The organism is Pseudomonas sp. FH4 (genome assembly GCF_000510915.2).
GTDB classification, from domain to species: Bacteria; Pseudomonadota; Gammaproteobacteria; order Pseudomonadales; family Pseudomonadaceae; genus Aquipseudomonas; species Aquipseudomonas brenneri.
On record NZ_AOHN01000012.1, the window covers coordinates 141,166 to 158,998 of the forward strand.

17 protein-coding genes are annotated in these 17,833 nt (G+C 60.3%); 11 read left to right on the plus strand and 6 right to left on the minus strand.

The genetic code is table 11. The features are described from left to right. Positions 1-13: 13 nt before the first annotated feature. Together H097_RS07560 and H097_RS07565 are read right to left on the minus strand one after the other, a co-directional pair. A complete protein-coding gene (locus H097_RS07560; protein ID WP_003194877.1) occupies positions 14-544 on the minus strand; it encodes a DUF5943 domain-containing protein in 531 nt (176 codons plus the stop codon). A 69-nt stretch (positions 545-613) separates the two neighbouring features. After that, complete coding sequence (locus H097_RS07565; protein ID WP_032858660.1) at positions 614-1,591, minus strand: dipeptidase; 978 nt, start codon at positions 1,589-1,591, stop codon at positions 614-616. Between the two features lie 220 nt (positions 1,592-1,811). On the opposite strand from H097_RS07565, the gene H097_RS07570 reads away from it, so the two are divergent. Together H097_RS07570 and H097_RS07575 are read left to right on the plus strand one after the other, a co-directional pair. Continuing rightward, complete coding sequence (locus H097_RS07570; RefSeq protein ID WP_032858661.1) at positions 1,812-2,213, plus strand: lysozyme inhibitor LprI family protein; 402 nt, start codon at positions 1,812-1,814, stop codon at positions 2,211-2,213. A 42-nt stretch (positions 2,214-2,255) separates the two neighbouring features. Further along, positions 2,256-2,663 (plus strand): DUF3010 family protein, encoded by a 408-nt coding sequence (locus H097_RS07575; protein WP_032858663.1) that lies wholly within the window; start codon positions 2,256-2,258, stop codon positions 2,661-2,663. 148 nt (positions 2,664-2,811) lie between these two features. On the opposite strand, the gene H097_RS07580 is transcribed toward H097_RS07575, so the two are convergent. After that, entirely contained in the window at positions 2,812-3,756 is a 945-nt protein-coding gene (locus H097_RS07580; protein ID WP_032858664.1) for a GlxA family transcriptional regulator, read from the minus strand. 194 nt (positions 3,757-3,950) lie between these two features. On the opposite strand from H097_RS07580, the gene H097_RS07585 reads away from it, so the two are divergent. From H097_RS07585 to H097_RS07605, 5 genes are all read left to right on the plus strand, one after another. Next, positions 3,951-4,889, plus strand: coding sequence for a choline ABC transporter substrate-binding protein (locus tag H097_RS07585; RefSeq protein WP_032858667.1), 939 nt, complete (start codon positions 3,951-3,953; stop codon positions 4,887-4,889). Between the two features lie 73 nt (positions 4,890-4,962). Then, complete coding sequence (locus tag H097_RS07590) at positions 4,963-5,850, plus strand: 3-keto-5-aminohexanoate cleavage protein (protein WP_032858669.1); 888 nt, start codon at positions 4,963-4,965, stop codon at positions 5,848-5,850. Between the two features lie 75 nt (positions 5,851-5,925). Continuing rightward, entirely contained in the window at positions 5,926-6,891 is a 966-nt protein-coding gene (locus H097_RS07595; RefSeq protein ID WP_032858670.1) for an L-carnitine dehydrogenase, read from the plus strand. A 117-nt stretch (positions 6,892-7,008) separates the two neighbouring features. Next, a complete protein-coding gene (locus tag H097_RS07600) occupies positions 7,009-7,482 on the plus strand; it encodes a thioesterase family protein (RefSeq protein ID WP_032858672.1) in 474 nt (157 codons plus the stop codon). Positions 7,483-7,852: 370 nt separating this feature from the next. After that, positions 7,853-8,116, plus strand: a complete 264-nt coding sequence (locus tag H097_RS07605; protein WP_029300669.1) for a hypothetical protein — start codon at positions 7,853-7,855, stop codon at positions 8,114-8,116. Between the two features lie 96 nt (positions 8,117-8,212). Here H097_RS07605 and H097_RS07610 read toward each other — a convergent pair whose 3' ends face one another. Next, positions 8,213-9,316, minus strand: coding sequence for a GlxA family transcriptional regulator (locus H097_RS07610; protein WP_032858674.1), 1,104 nt, complete (start codon positions 9,314-9,316; stop codon positions 8,213-8,215). Positions 9,317-9,822: 506 nt separating this feature from the next. Then, complete coding sequence (locus tag H097_RS07615; protein ID WP_032858676.1) at positions 9,823-11,199, minus strand: L-serine ammonia-lyase; 1,377 nt, start codon at positions 11,197-11,199, stop codon at positions 9,823-9,825. Between the two features lie 416 nt (positions 11,200-11,615). Here H097_RS07615 and H097_RS07620 point away from each other — a divergent pair, with 416 nt between their 5' ends. The 3 genes from H097_RS07620 to choV all read left to right on the plus strand — a co-directional run bounded on the left by H097_RS07620 (position 11,616) and on the right by choV (position 14,651). Then, on the plus strand, positions 11,616-12,563 hold the full coding sequence (locus H097_RS07620) for a choline ABC transporter substrate-binding protein (protein ID WP_032858678.1): 948 nt from the start codon (positions 11,616-11,618) through the stop codon (positions 12,561-12,563). Between the two features lie 67 nt (positions 12,564-12,630). Then, positions 12,631-13,476, plus strand: coding sequence for a choline ABC transporter permease subunit (gene choW / locus H097_RS07625; protein ID WP_032858679.1), 846 nt, complete (start codon positions 12,631-12,633; stop codon positions 13,474-13,476). Further along, complete coding sequence (choV, locus tag H097_RS07630; RefSeq protein WP_032858680.1) at positions 13,473-14,651, plus strand: choline ABC transporter ATP-binding protein; 1,179 nt, start codon at positions 13,473-13,475, stop codon at positions 14,649-14,651. Before choW ends, choV begins: the two co-directional genes overlap by 4 nt. A gap of 183 nt (positions 14,652-14,834) precedes the next feature. Here choV and H097_RS07635 read toward each other — a convergent pair whose 3' ends face one another. Continuing rightward, positions 14,835-16,772, minus strand: a complete 1,938-nt coding sequence (locus H097_RS07635) for a BCCT family transporter (RefSeq protein WP_241495419.1) — start codon at positions 16,770-16,772, stop codon at positions 14,835-14,837. A 378-nt stretch (positions 16,773-17,150) separates the two neighbouring features. Between H097_RS07635 and betI the strand changes: the two genes are divergently transcribed. Further along, entirely contained in the window at positions 17,151-17,744 is a 594-nt protein-coding gene (gene betI / locus H097_RS07640) for a transcriptional regulator BetI (protein ID WP_032858683.1), read from the plus strand. Positions 17,745-17,833 lie beyond the last annotated feature (89 nt).

The following is a 17,833-nucleotide window of genomic DNA, read 5'->3' on the forward strand; positions in this document are numbered from 1 at the left end:
CACGGTCCTCGGCTTACAACGGCTTGACGGTGAACAGGCCATCATCGTGGCCCTCTTCGGAGCCTCCGTAGACTTGTTCGGCGACAGTGCGGATGTTGCTGCCGCGCGCTTGCAGAATCTGGTCCATGGCGCCGGCAAACCAGCCAGTGAACATGTAGTCGACCTTGCGCCCGACCTTGCCGTACACGTAGACAAATGCCGAGTGTTCGAGCTTGACGCTGGCGGTGCCTTTATCCAGGTCGATGTCCTGGATCTTGAACAGGCCCCAGCCGCGCTGCGACAGGCGCTTCATGTAGTGTTCGAACACCGCGACACCTTCCAGGCCGTGGCATTCAGCTTCTTTTTCACACCAATGCCAGGCGGATTTGTAGCCGGCCTTGTAGAGGATTTCAGCGTAGGCATCCGCGCCCAGCACCTCTTCGATGCCCATGTGGTTGTTGACGAAGAAATGGCGCGGCACGTACAGCATCGGCAAGGCGTCGGAAGTCCAGACACCGGTTTCGCTGTCGACTTCAATAGGCAATTGCGGGGCGATCTTGGCCATGGAAACTCAACTCCAGAAAATTCTTGGTAATGCCCCGGCGCGAATGGCCGGGGGAGAAAAAACGGTGGCTTATTCGCCCCAGACGTCTTTCAACACGTTGACCCAGTTCTCGCCCATGATCTTGCGCACCACGCGCTCGCTGTGGCCGCGCTTGAGCAGGGTCTCGGTCAGGTTGGGGAACTCGCCCACGGTGCGGATGCCCAGCGGGTTGATGATCTTGCCAAAGCTGGTCAGGCGGCGGGCGTAGCCCTTGTCATGGGTCAGCATTTCGAAGAAATCCTGGCCATGGCCCTGGGTGAAGTCGGTGCCGATGCCGATGGCGTCTTCGCCGACGATGTTCATGGTGTATTCGATGGCTTCGGCGTAATCGTCGATGGTCGAATCGATACCTTTGGCCAGGAACGGCGCAAACATGGTCACGCCGACAAACCCACCGTGGTCGGCAATGAACTTGAGTTCTGCATCGGACTTGTTGCGCGGGTGCTCTTTCAGGCCGGACGGCAGGCAGTGGGAGTAGCACACCGGTTTTTTCGATTCGAGGATGACTTCTTCGCTGGTCTTGGAGCCAACGTGAGACAGGTCGCACATGATGCCGACGCGGTTCATCTCGCCGACGATCTCGCGTCCGAAGCCCGACAGGCCGCCGTCACGCTCATAGCAGCCGGTGCCCACCAGGTTCTGGGTGTTGTAGCACATCTGCACCACGCCGACGCCGAGCTGCTTGAAGATCTCGACGTAGCCGAGCTGGTCTTCAAAGGCATGGGCATTCTGGAAGCCGAAGATGATGCCGGTCTTGCCCTGCTCCTTGGCGCGGCGGATATCGGCGGTGGTTTTCACCGGGATCACCAGGTCGCTGTTCTCGCGGATCAGGGTCTGGCTGGCCACGATATTATTGATCGTGGCCTGGAAGCCTTCCCACACCGACACCGTGCAGTTGGCGGCCGTCAGGCCACCCTTGCGCATGTCCTCGAACAGGTCGCGGTTCCACTTGGCAATGATCAGCCCATCGATAACGATGCTGTCGGCGTGTAGTTCGGCTGGGCTCATCAGGCGTCCCCTTATTGGCGATACATGCGCCGAATCGTCTGCCGGCGCTTTGGGGCCAGCATATGCCCAGGGGCCGGTGGAGCCGGGTGCAAAAACGACAGGGGAATTGCCGAAAGCGTCAATCCACGACAAAGGGTGCTAAGACGTGTCTGTCCTGCATCTGTTCTTTGGCCTACGCTTGAGCCAGAATTCGACCCATCCACCGATATGAGAAGGCGCAATGAAACCGATTTTCCTGGCTTTGGCACTCCTCGCCACCGGCGTCCACGCAGCCGAAGACACCGACAGCACCCCGTGTGATGGCATCGAAAACGACAAACAGACCCTGGAATGCGCCTCCTACAACAAAACCACTGCCCAAGAGCTGCTCAAGGATAACTACCAGGGCCTGCTGGAACGCATGGGGTCTACCTATGCCAGCGATAAGGCACAGTTGGCGGACATCACCGCTCGTCTGAAGGATGCCCAGCAGAAGTGGGAAAAACTGCGGGATGCCGATTGCGCGGTGGACACCTTCCCGGCCGTGACCGGCACCAAGGCCTACGCCATTGCGCAGAATGACTGCCTGGCACGGATGAGTGATGAGCGGTCGGAGTTTTTGGAGTCGATTGGCCAGGAATAAGCGACAATCGCGCGCATCCTTTCCTCTGAACCAAGGCCACCCATGACTCTCTGCGGCATCGAAATCAAAGGCAGCGAAGCGATCATCGCCGTTGCCGCCCCGGACCTGACCCACGTCACCATGGCCACCAAGAAAATCGCCCTTGAGGACGATGACGAGGCCGCCAACGTCAAAGCCTTCGCCAGCCAAGTGGCCGCGTTTGTGCGCGATAACGGCATCACCCGCATCGCGATCAAGAAGCGCAGCAAGAAAGGCGAATTCGCCGGCGGCCCGACCACCTTCAAGATCGAAGGCGTGTTGCAGTTGCTGGACGGCGTTGAGGTGACGCTGCTATCGCCGCAAACCATCAATGCGCAGCACAAGAAGCACAACTTCGAACTGCCGGCGACGCTGAACAAATACCAGCATGAGGCGTTTAAAACCGCGTGCTCGGCCTTGGTAAAAAAATAAGCCACCCCACACATCCAATGTGGGAGCGGGCTTGCTCGCGAATGCGGTGTATCAGTCAACATCTTAATTGACTGACCCACCGCATTCGCGAGCAAGTCGAACCGTCGCACCGCCGCTCCCACATTTGGTTGGCGTGTGCCCAATAGGCTTACACCACCTCCCGCCGCCGATCCTCCCGCGGGCACTTGGCAAACCGCCCCCGGTAGCTTCGGGTGAAATACGACGGTGACTCAAACCCGCAGGCAATGCTCACCTCCAGCACGCTCATGCCGCTCTGGCGCAGCAGTTGCCGGGCCTTTTCCAGGCGCAAGCCGAGGTAGAAGGTGCTCGGTGTTTCGTTCAGATGCAGGCGGAACAGGCGCTCCAGCTGGCGCCGTGTGACCTTGATCATCTCCGCCAGCGCCAGGGTGCTCAGGGGCGGTTCGGTATGTAGCTCCATCTCGCCAATCACTTGCACCAACTTCTGGTTATTGATGCCGTAGCGCGTGGCAATCTGCATGCGCTGGTGGTCTTTGCGCGGGCGGATACGGCCCAGTACGAACTGCTCCGAAACCTGAATCGCCAGCTCCGGGCCATGGGCCTGGCTGATCAGGTCGAGCATCAGGTCGATGGAGGCGGTGCCGCCGGCGCAGGTGATGCGCCGGCGGTCGATTTCGAACAGCTCCTGGGTCACGGCCAGTGCAGGATAGGACTCCTTGAAGGCATCAATGGCTTCCCAGTGCAGGGTCAGGCGGTAGCCATCGAGCAGACCGGCCTGGGCCAGGACGAAGCTGCCGGTGTCGATGGCGCCGAGGGTCACACCGTCATGATCGAGGCGGCGCAGCCAGTGCTCCAGGGCTGGCGTGACGAACTCCAGCGGCTCGAAGCCGGCCACCACCAGCAACGTCGCGCCTTTTTTCAGTGGTGCAAGCCCCTCGTCAGCGTTCACCGACATGCCATTGCTCGCCAACACCGCGCCGCCATCGGCACTCAATACGTGCCAGCGATACAGCTCGCCGCGAAAACGGTTGGCCACGCGCAGCGGTTCAATCGCCGAGATAAAACCGATGGCGGAAAAGCCGGGCATCAGCAAAAAATAAAAGTCCTGGGACATACAAGCGCTCTCGTCAGGCGGGCAGCGTGTGTTGTGTGATACGCCAGTTCAATCGCCCATTCAAGAGTACGGGTCGCTACAGTGCAAGAGCAGGTCGCCGCCGTGCGTTTTGCCGGGTATCAAGGTGAGTAACTTGGCGACACGGCGCACAAAGACGCCGGAACCCACAATAACGACCTGCCGAGGGATCCATCATGAACCGACTGATCAGCCGCTGTGTGCTCGCACTCAGCGCCGTCTTGAGCACCAGCCTGTGGGCCGCCGAAGCCGCCTCCTGTAAAAACGTGCGCATGGGCGTGGTGAACTGGACCGACGTGATCGCCACCAGCGCCATGACCCAGGTGCTGCTCGACGGCCTCGGCTACACCACCAAACAAACCAGCGCTTCCCAGCAAATCATCTTCGCCGGCATTCGTGACCAGCGCCTGGACCTGTTCCTCGGCTACTGGAACCCGCTGATGACCCAAACCATCACGCCTTTCGTCGACGCAGGGCAAGTGAAAGTCCTCGACGCGCCCAGCCTCAAGGACGCGCGCGCCACCCTCGCCGTGCCGACCTACCTCGCAGACAAGGGCCTGAAAACCTTTGCCGACATTGCCAGGTTCCAGAAAGAGCTGGGCGGCAAGATCTACGGCATAGAACCCGGCTCGGGCGCCAATATCCAGATCAAGGCGATGATCGCCAAGAACCAGTTCGGCCTGGGCAAGTTCCAACTGGTGGAGTCCAGCGAGGCCGGCATGCTCGCCGCCGTAGACCGCGCCGTGCGTCGCAAGGAGGCCGTGGTGTTCTTTGGCTGGGCGCCGCACCCGATGAACGTCAACGTCGCGATGACCTATCTGTCCGGCAGCGAAGGTGCGCTGGGGCCCAATGAAGGCATGGCCACGGTCTGGACCGTCACCGCGCCGACCTACGCCGAGCAATGCCCGAACGTGCACAAGCTGCTGACCAACCTGACCTTCACCGCCGCCGACGAGAGCCGCATGATGCAGCCGCTGCTGGATCACAAGGACGCATTCGAATCGGCCAAACAATGGCTCAAGGATCACCCCCAGGACCAGCAGCGCTGGCTGGAAGGCGTGACCACCTTCGATGGCAAGCCGGCTGCCGCCAATCTGCAATTGACCCGCAAGTAATTTTTCCTGAATTCCGTTTCGCGGCCATCAACGGCCGCGAACGGCACCCTCACGCCTGTAAGGAACCCGCCCCATGAACTACGACGTCATCATCACCTGCGCACTCACCGGTGCTGGCGACACGAGCGCCAGAAGCCCACACGTGCCGGTCACTCCAAAACAGATCGCCGCTGCGGCGGTGGAGGCTGCCAAAGCCGGCGCCACCGTAGTCCACTGCCATGTGCGCGACCCGCACACCGGCAAATTCAGCCGCGACGTAGCGCTGTACCGTGAAGTGATGGAGCGCATCCGCGAGGCGGATATCGACATCATCGTCAACCTCACCGCCGGCATGGGCGGCGACCTGGAAATCGGTGGCGGCGAGCATCCCATGGAGTTCGGCCCCAACACCGACCTGGTCGGCCCGTTGACCCGCCTGGCCCACGTCGAAGAACTGCTGCCGGAAATCTGCACCCTGGACTGCGGCACCCTGAACTTCGGCGATGGCGACACCATTTACGTGTCTACCCCGGCCCAACTGCGTGCGGGCGCCAAGCGTATCCAGGAGCTGGGGGTGAAGGCCGAGTTGGAGATTTTCGACACCGGCCACCTGTGGTTCGCCAAGCAGATGATCAAGGAAGGGCTACTCGACAACCCGTTGTTCCAACTGTGCCTGGGCATCCCCTGGGGCGCACCGGCCGACACCACCACCATGAAAGCCATGGTCGACAACCTGCCTGCTGATGCTGTGTGGGCCGGGTTTGGCATTGGCCGCATGCAAATGCCGATGGCGGCACAAGCGGTGCTGCTGGGCGGCAATGTGCGGGTCGGGCTGGAAGACAATCTGTGGTTGGACAAAGGCGTGCTGGCGACCAATGGGCAACTGGTGGAACGCGCCGGGGAAATCCTCAGCCGCCTGGGGGCGCGGATTCTGACCCCTGCTGAAGGCCGCACAAAAATGGGCCTGACCAAACGCAGCTAATCCCCCTGCCGAAACCGGCTCCCACAATGAGCCTCTTTAGCACTGGAAATTACCGAACTTCTTTAGGACGCCACCATGAGCTTTATCACCGAAATAAAAACCTTCGCCGCCTTGGGCAGTGGTGTCATCGGCAGTGGCTGGGTGTCCCGTGCCCTCGCCCACGGCCTGGATGTGGTGGCCTGGGACCCAGCGCCCGGCGCCGAAGCCGCGTTGCGCAAACGCGTCGCCAACGCCTGGGGCGCCCTGGAGAAACAAGGCCTGGCCCCCGGCGCCTCCCAGGAGCGCCTGCGCTTTGTCGCGACCATCGAAGAATGCGTGAAAGACGCCGACTTCATCCAGGAAAGCGCCCCGGAACGCCTGGAGCTGAAACTTGAACTGCACAGCAAGATCAGCGCGGCCGCCAAGCCCAATGCGCTGATCGGCTCCAGCACCTCGGGCCTGTTGCCCAGCGAGTTCTACGAAAGCGCCACCCACCCGCAACGCTGCGTGGTCGGCCACCCGTTCAACCCGGTGTACTTGCTACCGCTGGTGGAAGTGGTCGGCGGCCGGCATACCGCACCCGAGGCCATCCAGGCGGCGATAAAAGTGTACGAATCCCTCGGCATGCGCCCCTTGCATGTGCGCAAGGAAGTCCCCGGTTTTATCGCCGACCGTTTGCTTGAAGCCCTGTGGCGCGAGGCGCTGCACCTGGTCAACGACGGTGTGGCGACCACCGGCGAGATCGACGATGCGATCCGCTTTGGCGCCGGCTTGCGCTGGTCGTTCATGGGCACGTTCCTGACCTACACCCTGGCCGGCGGCGATGCTGGCATGCGGCACTTCATGGCGCAGTTCGGCCCGGCACTGCAATTGCCGTGGACCTACCTGCCGGCGCCGGAACTGACGGACAAACTGATTGATGACGTGGTCGATGGCACCCGCGAGCAGTTGGGCAGCCATAGCATTTCGGCGCTGGAGCGCTATCGTGATGATTGTTTGCTGGCGGTGCTGGAAGCGGTGAAGACCACCAAGGCCAAACATGGCATGAGCTTCACCGAATAACGGCTGTTGATTTCTGTGGGAGCTGGCTTGCCTGCGATGACGGTGGTGAATCCAAAATCGCCATCGCAGGCAAGCCAGCTCCTACAGTTGACCGAGTACGGATCAGGGATTTATCAAATGCCAACGCTGACCACCTACACCACCAAAATCATCCCCGACTGGGTCGATTACAACGGCCACCTGCGCGATGCGTTCTACCTGCTGATCTTCAGCTACGCCACCGATGCGTTGATGGACACTCTGGGCCTGGACAGCGACAACCGCGAAGCCAGCGGCCATTCGCTGTTCACCCTGGAACTGCACCTGAACTACCTGCACGAAGTGAAACTGGGCGCCGACGTTGAAGTGCATACCCAACTGATCGCCCATGACAGCAAACGCCTGCACCTCTATCACAGCCTGCATCTGGTCGGCGAAGCACGGGAACTGGCGGGCAATGAACAGATGCTGCTGCACGTCGACCTCGCCGGGCCACGGTCAGCACCGTTCAGCGCGGCGGTTGCACAGCGGTTGGCGGTTATCAGTGCTGAACAAGCCGACCTGCCCCGGCCCGCCCTGCTCGGTCGCGTCATCGGCCTGCCCCAACGCTAACCCTGTAGGAGCGAGCTCGCTCGCGAAAATCGTTAACGAAGACGCGGGGCACCAGGAAGAACGCGACGCCCTTGAGTTTTTCGCGAGCAAGCTCGCTCCTACAGAACGGCAAAAACAGCCATAAAAAAGCCCCGATCAAGCCGTGACAAGATCGAGGCAGAGTGCTTTGTGTGAGCGTGCGTCCCGAGGGTGACCAAACCTTCAATCCGCTTGCTTGAAACCAGTGTGCCCGCAACGCTTGCCGGTAACTGGCCCGAAAGCGACATGCTCATAGTCGTTCCTGCCATTGTGGCATTCAGGTCTTGCCGACCCGTTGATGGCCCACCAGAATCGAACCTGATCGAAGTCTCCCCTAACCAGGATGAACATCATGATGCACGCCGATTTGATTGATCAGGATGACCTGCTGAGCCAACTGCGCTCGCTGGGTTTCGAGGTGTCCAGCGGTGCCACCGCCGAGCAGGCCTGTGAGTGCGCGGTACGCGGTTTGAGTGAGGCGCGGGCCAAGGCACTCAAGGGCATGGTCGAGCAGATGTACACCGGCAGCGCGACGATTCTGCCGGCGGTACGCCAGGCGATTGATAAGCAGTTGTTGCCGGCCCTGGTGCAGTTCAAACAGAACTCAGGCGCCTGATACACCGCATTCGCGAGCAAGCCCGCGCCCACATTTTGATGTGTGAATACCTTCAAATGTGGGAGCGGGCTTGCTCGCGAATACAGGCGACTCGATCTACAGCCTTACACTGGCAAACGTCGACTCATTGCGCGCCTGGCTCAACGCCGACATCGGCCCGGCCAACGGTGACAACACCAACGCCTGCGGAATCGGCATCATCGCCACTTGCTGGGTGGTATTGGAGCCTACGCGCTCATCCCGTGGCGGAATGCCGAAGTATTCGCGGTAGCACTTGGAGAAGTGCGGCGTGGACACAAACCCGCACACCGACGCCACTTCGATGATCGACATCGGCGTCTGCTTGAGCAACTGCCGTGCGCGAATCAGGCGCAGCTTGAGGTAGTAGCGCGACGGCGAGCAGTGCAGGTATTTCTGGAACAGCCGCTCCAACTGGCGCCGCGAGACGGCGACGTACACCGCCAGCTCATCGAGGTCGATCGGCTCTTCCAGGTTGGCTTCCATCAGCGCGACGATTTCCTGCAGCTTCGGCTGGTTGGTGCCGAGCATGTGCTTGAGCGGCACGCGCTGGTGATCCTGTTCGTTGCGGATGCGCTCGTACACGAACATCTCGGAGATTGCCGCCGACAGTTCACGACCGTGGTCGCGACTGATCAGGTGCAGCATCATATCCAGCGGTGCGGTGCCGCCCGAACTGGTGAAGCGGTTGCGGTCGAGGGTGAACAGGCGCGTGCTCATCGACACCCGCGGGAAGGCTTCCTGCATCGATGCCAGGCATTCCCAGTGCACGCTGCAATCAAACCCGTCGAGCAGGCCGGCGCAAGCCAGGGCCCAACTGCCGGTACACACCGCGCCAAGACGGCGGGACTGGCGCGCCTGGCTTTGCAGCCACGACACATGCTCGCGGGTCACAGTGCGCTGGATACCCACGCCACCGCAGACAATCACAACGTCCAGGGCCGGGGCTTTGTGCATGGAGCAATCGGGGGTGATTTGCAGGCCATCGCTGGCCCAAACCTGATTGCCGTCGACGCTCAAGGTGCTCCAGCGATACAGCTCGCGACCGGACAACTGGTTGGCCATGCGCAGCGGTTCGACTGCGGACGCCAGGGAAATCAGCGTGAAATTGTCCAGCAGCAAAAAGCCGATGGATTGAGGCGCACGGTTCTGGGGTTGAGCCCCGGAGTTGAACGACGTCATCGCGGTATCTCCTCACACAAAGCGGGTGATGGCCTCAGGCGAGGCTCTTGTTATTGCACTCTTCGTCCATCAGGAGAGAGGCTTTGAATTGATAGAGCAATTGCCATGCCTAAAGTTGAATAGGCATTCAATAACTCCTGAAAACGACCTATTGAGGTGTCTATACAAGCCCACGCCCGGCGTGAGGATATGACTCGGAAAAATCCTACGCCCATGCTCTGTGAGCAGATCGGTAGCACTTGTGGGAAGGCGCTTTCAGGGCGTAGGAAACGTGTGTCACCGCACGCACGGGTGACGGGTGGCAGGCAGGGATATCGTTTGGCAGCTACTTATCTGTTTGCGACGCGCTAAAAGGTGGCGCTTTTGGTTGGGGTGTTCACTTTATGAGCAGCGGTGACCTGTCTACCGTCATCGCGAGCAGGCTTGCTCCCACATTTTGATCTGTGAATACATTCAAATGTGGGAGCGGGCTTGCTCGCGAATACAGGCAACTCGGTATCACTGACTCAACACTCCACAGCACTCACCGCCAACCCACCCCGCGATGTCTCCTTGTACTTGTCATGCATATCCGCCCCGGTATCACGCATGGTGCGGATCACCCGGTCCAGGGAAATAAAGTGCTGGCCATCGCCACGCAAGGCCATCTGCGCCGCATTGATCGCCTTGACCGCCGCTATCGCGTTGCGCTCGATGCAGGGCACTTGCACCAATCCGCCCACCGGGTCGCAGGTCAGGCCCAGGTTGTGTTCCAGGCCGATTTCTGCGGCGTTGCACACCTGCTCCGGGCTGGCACCCAGAATCTCTGCCAGCCCCGCCGCCGCCATGGCGCAGGCCGAGCCAACTTCGCCCTGGCATCCGACTTCGGCGCCGGAGATCGAGGCGTTCTTTTTACACAGGATCCCGATTGCCGCCGCGCCGAGGAAGTAGTCCACCACATTGGCCTCGGTGACGACCTCACTGAACTTCATGAAGTAATGCAGCACCGCCGGGATGATCCCCGCCGCGCCGTTGGTCGGTGCCGTGACCATGCGCCCACCGGCGGCGTTTTCTTCGTTGACGGCCAGGGCGAACAGGTTGACCCATTCCATGGCGCTCAAGGTCGAGCCGATCACATTCGGCTTGCCCAACTCCTGCAGGCTGCGATGCAACTTGGCGGCCCGTCGCCGCACATTCAAGCCGCCGGGCAGGATGCCCTCGTGCTTGAGGCCCTGCTCGACGCAATCCTGCATGGCACGCCAGAGCTTCATCAGGCCACTGCGGATTTCTTCTTCCGGGCGCCAGACCTTTTCGTTGGCCAGCATCAGGTCGGCGACGCGCAGGTTGTGAGTCTTGCATAACTGCAACAACTCCACCGCGCTGGAAAAATCATAAGGCAGCTCGGTGCGATCCATATCCGCAACGCCACTGCGGGCCTGGGCCTCATCCACCACAAAACCGCCACCCACCGAATAGTAGGTATCGCGGTGCAACTCGGTCTGGGCGCCGTACACCACCAGGGTCATGGCATTGGGGTGGAACGGCAGGTTTTCGTCGATCAGGCGCATGTCCCGCGACCACAGAAAGGGAACAGGCAAACGGTTGTCCAGCAACAACGTACTGGTCTCACGCAGGGTCTCGATACGCAGGCCGATCTGCGACGGATCGATTGCATCCGGCCACTCGCCCATCAATCCCATGATGACTGCGTTGTCGCTGCCATGGCCGATGCCGGTGGCGGACAACGAGCCATACAGCTGGACTTCGACCCGTTGCACTTGCTCCAGCAGGCCACGCTCACGCAGGCCTTGAACGAACAGCGCGGCAGCCCGCATGGGGCCCACGGTATGGGAACTGGACGGCCCGATGCCGATTTTGAACAGGTCGAAAACGCTGATAGCCATTGCCGCGAAACTCCTCGATGAGCACAGGCCAGGCGCGATACAGCTGCTACGCTCAAGTCGCCCAGATGGCGGCATCATCAAGCTTTTATAGCGCCGTCCGGCGTCTCACACCGACGCACCCATGCTCAACAGCGTCGTCCTCGTGCAATGGGGCGCAATCGCCGTTTTTTGCGGCGCAGATCGAGAAAAAGTGCAGTTTTGCCCGTGGAAAAACCTGTAAGCGACGTCACCGACACTGGATACGACCATCCCTGTACTGGATACGACCCACCCTGTAGGCGTCAGATTTTCACTGGTACATGATCAGTCTCGACTCGTTTGCAAGGCATCGAGGCTGCGCATCGCTCGCACGCCCCAACTGCAACACTTATAAGCGCGGTCAAGCACCGCCGGAAAAACACCAGGAGTCCAAACCCATGAAAGGTTCCCCCCCGTTGTTGTTGGCCGCCATGCTGAGTCTTCCCCTTGCGGCCCACGCTGCTGACCCTGAGCAGTGCAGTACCGTCAACTTCTCCGATGTCGGCTGGACCGATATCACCGTCACCACCGCCACCACCAGCGAAATCCTCAAGGGCCTGGGCTACAAGCCGCGGACCACGATGATTTCCGTACCCGTGACCTACAAGTCCCTGGCCGACGGCAAGAACATGGACATCTTCCTCGGCAACTGGATGCCGACCATGGAAAACGACATCAAGCAGTACCGTGATGCCGGCACCGTGGAAACCGTGCGCGCCAACCTGGAAAACGCCAAGTACACCCTGGCAGTGCCACAAGCGCTGTACGACAAGGGCCTGAAAGACTTCGCCGATATCGCCAAGTTCAAGGATGAGCTGGGTGGCAAGATCTACGGCATCGAGCCTGGCAACGACGGCAACCGCACCATCCAGAGCGTGATCGACAAGAATCAGTTCGGCTTGAAAGACGCAGGCTTCAAGGTGGTCGAGTCCAGTGAAGCCGGGATGCTCTCGCAAGTGGAACGTGCTACCAAACGTGGGCAGGCCATTGTGTTCCTGGGCTGGGAACCACACCCGATGAACACCCGCTTCAAGATGAAATACCTGACCGGAGGTGACGATTCATTCGGCCCCAACTACGGCCAGGCCACCATCTACACCAACACCCGCAAGGGCTACTCCGAGGAATGCAGCAACGTGGGCCAGTTGCTGAAAAACCTGGTGTTCACCCTGGACATGGAAAGCACCCTGATGGGTAACGTCCTCGACGACAAGATGAAACCCGACGCCGCCGCCAAGGCCTGGCTGAAGAAGAACCCGCAAGTGCTCGACACCTGGCTCGCCGGAGTCACCACCCTTGATGGCAAACCAGGACTTGCCGCCGTAAAAGCCTATCTCGACAAGTAATCGCTGACCCCGGGCCGGCGTGCCGGCCCGGGATGTTTTCCCTTTTCGCATGTGGACATTCACTACCATGCTGACTGAACAGAAAATCCCACTAGGCCAGTACATCGCTGCCTTCGTCGAATGGTTGACGCAGAACGGCGCCGATTACTTCGACGCGATCGCATCGACACTGGAAACGATGATCCACGGCGTGACGTTCGCGCTGACCTGGTTCAATCCGCTGGCATTGATCGGTCTGATTGCGCTGCTTGCTCACTACATTCAACGTAAATGGGGCCTGACGGTGTTTGTCATCGCCTCCTTCCTGCTGATCCTCAACCTGGGGTACTGGCAGGAAACCATGGAGACCCTGGCCCAGGTGCTGTTCGCCACCCTGGTCTGCGTGGTCATCGGCGTGCCGCTGGGCATTGTTGCCGCGCACAAGCCGATGTTCTATACGATGATGCGCCCGGTACTCGATCTGATGCAGACCGTGCCGACCTTCGTCTACCTCATCCCGACCCTGACCCTCTTCGGGCTGGGTGTGGTGCCCGGCCTGATCTCCACGGTGGTGTTCGCGATTGCCGCGCCGATCCGCCTGACCTACCTGGGCATCCGCGATGTACCCCAAGAACTGATGGACGCCGGTAAGGCCTTTGGCTGCTCCCGGCGCCAGTTGCTCTCGCGCATCGAACTGCCCCACGCCATGCCGAGCATCGCTGCCGGCATTACCCAATGCATCATGCTGTCGTTGTCGATGGTGGTGATCGCAGCCCTGGTGGGCGCCGACGGCCTCGGTAAACCTGTGGTCAACGCGCTGAACACCGCCGACATTGCCCTGGGCTTTGAAGCGGGCCTGGCGATTGTGCTGCTGGCCATCATGCTCGACCGTATCTGCAAACAACCCGACGCCAAAGTAGGGGGTGATGCATGAGCATTATCCGATTCGACAATGTCGATGTGATCTTCTCCAAAGACCCACGCGAAGCCCTCAAGCTGCTGGATGAGGGGATGCACCGCAACGAAATCCTGAAAAAGACCGGGCAGATTGTCGGCGTGGAAAAAGCCAGCCTGGATATCGAGAAAGGCGAGATCTGCGTGCTGATGGGTTTGTCGGGCTCCGGCAAGTCGAGCCTGTTGCGCTGTATCAACGGCCTTAACACCGTGAGCCGTGGCCAGTTGTTTGTGGAGCATGAAGGTCGCCAGATCGACATCGCGTCATGCACGCCGGCCGAGCTGAAAATGATGCGCACCAAGCGTATCGCCATGGTGTTCCAGAAGTTCGCCCTGATGCCCTGGCTGACCGTACGTGAAAACATCAGCTTTGGCCTGGAGATGCAGGGTCGCCCCGAGAAGGAGCGGCGCAAACTGGTGGACGAAAAGCTGGAGCTGGTGGGCCTGACCCAATGGCGCAACAAGAAGCCCGACGAGCTGTCTGGCGGCATGCAACAGCGCGTCGGCCTGGCCCGCGCCCTGGCGATGGACGCCGACATCCTGCTGATGGACGAACCGTTCTCGGCCCTCGACCCGCTGATCCGCCAAGGCCTGCAGGATGAACTGCTGGAGCTGCAACGCAAGCTGAGCAAGACCATCGTGTTCGTCAGCCACGACCTCGACGAGGCACTCAAGCTGGGCAGCCGGATTGCGATCATGAAAGACGGCAAGATCATCCAGTACAGCGTGCCGGAAGAAATCGTGCTGAACCCGGCGGATGATTATGTGCGCACCTTCGTCGCCCATACCAACCCACTGAACGTGCTTTGCGGCCGCAGCCTGATGCGCACGCTGGACAACTGCAAGCGGGTCAATGGTTCGGTGTGCCTGGACCCGGGCGGCGACTCGTGGCTGGACCTGGCCGAAGGCAACACCATCCAGGGCGCACGGCAAAATGGCGCGGTGATGAACCTGCAGAACTGGGCGCCGGGGCAAGCTGTGGAAGACCTGGGGCGGTTGCCGACCTTGGTGGATTCGAATATCGGCATGCGTGATGCGTTGCAGATTCGCTACCAGACCGGCAACAAGCTGGTGCTGCACGACAACAACAAGGTGGTGGGGATTCTGGGGGACAGCGAGCTGTACCATGCCCTGCTGGGCAAGAACCTGGGCTAATAAGGCTTTTTGTAGGAGCGAGCTTGCTCGCGAAAAACGTCAACGATAACGCGTGGTTCCTGGATGAACCCGGTGCCTGTGAGTTTTTCGTCGGAACGCCGCCCGGAGACAAGCTCGCTCCTACATTTGACCGCATTGCCAAGTTTGAACAGGCGGTGTCAGTGACGACACCGCCGGCTTTTATCAGCTATAGACACGGCCAAGGAGCTGCCGATGGCTTTCAAACTGATCGAGCACATCCCGGGTGATCTGTTCCTGGGTGAAGCCCATCAGGTCGTATTCCTGACCGCCGTTGTGCAGGTAAACCTCGGCGCGGTAGTAGCGCGCACGCTCCTCCTCTGCCTCGATCGACTCACTCGGCGCCGCCAGGTAGCCATCCAGGCTCACCTCGTAGACAAACGGGTTGCCTTCCATCTCGATCCGCACGCCGATGCAGCGCTTGGATTTACCCAGCAGCGTCTGCACATCCAACCCTTGGGCGCGCAATGCCACGGCCGCTTCTTCCAGCGCCGGGGTGACTTTCTTGTCCATGAAGCGCTGCACCACAGCCTGGCTCGGTTGCAGGTCCTGGGCAGTCAGGCGCTCGCTGAAACCGCGACGGCCGCGTTCGGCCAATTGCGCCTGCTCCTGTTCGATGGCCACGTCCTGGCGCATGGCCTTGTGCAAACCGAACATAAAGAAGATCAGCACCACCGAGAACGGCAAGCCCGCCAGCACCACCATGGTTTGCATGGCTTCGAAGTTACCGGCAAACAGCAGGCCGATGGTCACCAGGGTGATCACCGCCGACCAGAAGATCCGCAGCCAGTGCGGCGCATCCTCATCCACATTGCCGCCCTTGCAGGACAGGTTGGCCATCATCACCGCACCAGAATCCGCCGGTGTCAGGAACAGCACAAAGCCGACAAAGATCGACACGCCGATCACCACTTTCGACGCCGGGTAGTATTCGAGCAACTGGTAGATCGCCATGGAGGGTTGCTCCAGCGCGGTCTTGCCCAGCTCCACGGCCCCATGGTTGAGCACCAGGTCCAGGGCCGAGTTGCCGAAGATCGACAGCCACGCCAGGGTAAAGCCCAGCGGGATCAGCAGTACGCCCGCCACCAGCTCACGTACGGTACGGCCACGGGAAATACGCGCGATGAACATGCCCACGAATGGTGCCCAGGAAATCCACCAGGCCCAGTAGAACAGGGTCCACAGGCCCATCCAGCGCTCGGACTTCTCGCCATCGCCTTCGTACACGTACAGGTCGAAGGTCTTGAGCACCAGGCCGTTCATGTAGTCGCCGATGTTCTGCACAAAGCCGTTGAGCAGGTGCAGGGTCGGGCCAAACAGCAGCACGAAAATCAGCAGGCCGCTGAACAACACAATGTTGAGGTTGGACAGGCGGCGAATGCCGTTCTCCACACCCGACACGGCAGCGATGGTCGCAACGGTGCTCATCACGATAATCACGATCAGCAGGTTGGTGTTGCTGTGCTCCATGCCGAACAGGTTTTCCAACCCGGACGACACTTGCATCGAGCCAATCCCCAGGTTCGTCACCAGGCCCAGCAGGGTCACGAACATACCGAAGCCGTCCACCGCGTGACCGGCCGCGCCTTTGACCCAACGCTCGCCCATCAATGGGTACAGCGCCGAACGCAAGGCCAGCGGCTGGTTATGCCGGTAGGCGAAGTACGCCACGGCCAGGCCGACCAGCGCATAGATCGCCCAGCCATGCAGGCCCCAATGCAGGAAGGTCAACTGCAACGCCTGGCGCGCGGCCATCTGGGTGGCAGCGGCGCCTTCAGGCGGGTTGAAGTAGTGGTCCAACGGCTCGGACGCGCCGAAGTACAGCAACGAAATGCCGATGCCCGAAGAGAACAACATGCCGGCCCAGGCGCCGTAGCTGAAGTCCGGGGTATCGGCCTTGCTGCCCAGCTTCAATTTGCCGTAGGAGGAAAACGCCAGGCCCACCACGAATACCAGGTAGGCGGCGATGACCACCATGTAGTACCAGCCAAAGCTTTTCGAGAGCCAGGTCTGGGCGATTCCCAGCATTCTGCCGGCCTCTTGCGGGGCGATGATCAGAATGGCAGTCAACAACAGGATCAACGCGGTGGAGGTGTAGAACACCCAACCGTTGACCCGCACCTTTTCCGGTGGGGTCTTTATAAGAGAGGCAGAACTCATGGCACAGAGGCTCCGGGCAGTGCGAGAGAGGACACAAGGCAGCGCTTGACCCGCGCCATCGATTTTTCGGCAGTCGACGGACGGGTGTTATAAAGACATCCCGAAAATCCTCGAACCCCAGCGACGCGCTGTCATGGGCTGTTTCAAGGGTTTTTGTGGATGTCAGATGCGTCTGCCTACACGTAGGAAATACCTGTAGGCAGCGACCATTTGTCGCAGATCTTATTCTTTGTTGATTGAACGTTCAATCAAAACAAAATAGACTGGCCCTCAACCCGACGAACGTTTACGCCCGTCGGCAGGCCTAAGGAGAGGTGCTACATGCCCAAGGTCGGTATGCAACCCATACGCCGCCAGCAGTTGATCGAAGCCACATTGACGGCCATCGATCAGGTAGGGATGGGAGATGCCAGCATTGCGCTGATCGCCCGTCTGGCCGGAGTCTCGAACGGCATCATCAGTCACTATTTTCAGGACAAGAATGGCCTGATCGCCGCAACGATGCGGTACCTGATGAATGTGCTGATCGAGAACGTCCACGAACGCCGGCAGGCATTGAAGGAAGACAGCCCCCGGGCGCACCTTCAAGTGATTATTGGCGGCAACTTCGACGCCAGCCAGGTCAACGGCCCGGCAATGAAAACCTGGCTGGCCTTCTGGGCTACCAGCATGCACCACCCGTCTTTGCACAGGTTGCAGCGGATCAACGATCACCGCCTGTATTCCAACCTGTGCTGCCAGTTCCGCCGTGTGCTGCCGCTGGAAGATGCACGCAGCGCAGCCCGAGGCCTGGCGGCCCTGATCGACGGTTTGTGGTTGCGCGGCGCCCTGTCGGGAGACGCTTTCGACACGGAGCAGGCGCAACGGATCGCTTACGAATACATGGACTTCCAATTGGCCAAGCAGGTGAGTTAGAGCACACATAAACGCTCAACCCCTGAACGGCTACTGAGTGGGCTGCGCCCCTCAGTGGTTAACGCCAACCACTTATGCACTTGCGAGGA

What these genes read in the sequence shown, in the direction of transcription:
- H097_RS07590 (WP_032858669.1), top strand. Translation starts at nt 4,963, where the DNA reads ATGAACTACGACGTCATCATCACCTGCGCACTCACCGGTGCTGGCGAC.
- H097_RS07595 (WP_032858670.1), top strand. Translation starts at nt 5,926, where the DNA reads ATGAGCTTTATCACCGAAATAAAAACCTTCGCCGCCTTGGGCAGTGGT.
- H097_RS07575 (WP_032858663.1), top strand. Translation starts at nt 2,256, where the DNA reads ATGACTCTCTGCGGCATCGAAATCAAAGGCAGCGAAGCGATCATCGCC.
- H097_RS07600 (WP_032858672.1), top strand. Translation starts at nt 7,009, where the DNA reads ATGCCAACGCTGACCACCTACACCACCAAAATCATCCCCGACTGGGTC.
- H097_RS07620 (WP_032858678.1), top strand. Translation starts at nt 11,616, where the DNA reads ATGAAAGGTTCCCCCCCGTTGTTGTTGGCCGCCATGCTGAGTCTTCCC.
- choV (WP_032858680.1), top strand. Translation starts at nt 13,473, where the DNA reads ATGAGCATTATCCGATTCGACAATGTCGATGTGATCTTCTCCAAAGAC.
- H097_RS07560 (WP_003194877.1), bottom strand. Translation starts at nt 544, where the DNA reads ATGGCCAAGATCGCCCCGCAATTGCCTATTGAAGTCGACAGCGAAACC.
- H097_RS07615 (WP_032858676.1), bottom strand. Translation starts at nt 11,199, where the DNA reads ATGGCTATCAGCGTTTTCGACCTGTTCAAAATCGGCATCGGGCCGTCC.
- H097_RS07605 (WP_029300669.1), top strand. Translation starts at nt 7,853, where the DNA reads ATGATGCACGCCGATTTGATTGATCAGGATGACCTGCTGAGCCAACTG.
- H097_RS07565 (WP_032858660.1), bottom strand. Translation starts at nt 1,591, where the DNA reads ATGAGCCCAGCCGAACTACACGCCGACAGCATCGTTATCGATGGGCTG.
- H097_RS07570 (WP_032858661.1), top strand. Translation starts at nt 1,812, where the DNA reads ATGAAACCGATTTTCCTGGCTTTGGCACTCCTCGCCACCGGCGTCCAC.
- choW (WP_032858679.1), top strand. Translation starts at nt 12,631, where the DNA reads ATGCTGACTGAACAGAAAATCCCACTAGGCCAGTACATCGCTGCCTTC.
- betI (WP_032858683.1), top strand. Translation starts at nt 17,151, where the DNA reads ATGCCCAAGGTCGGTATGCAACCCATACGCCGCCAGCAGTTGATCGAA.
- H097_RS07610 (WP_032858674.1), bottom strand. Translation starts at nt 9,316, where the DNA reads ATGACGTCGTTCAACTCCGGGGCTCAACCCCAGAACCGTGCGCCTCAA.
- H097_RS07580 (WP_032858664.1), bottom strand. Translation starts at nt 3,756, where the DNA reads ATGTCCCAGGACTTTTATTTTTTGCTGATGCCCGGCTTTTCCGCCATC.
- H097_RS07585 (WP_032858667.1), top strand. Translation starts at nt 3,951, where the DNA reads ATGAACCGACTGATCAGCCGCTGTGTGCTCGCACTCAGCGCCGTCTTG.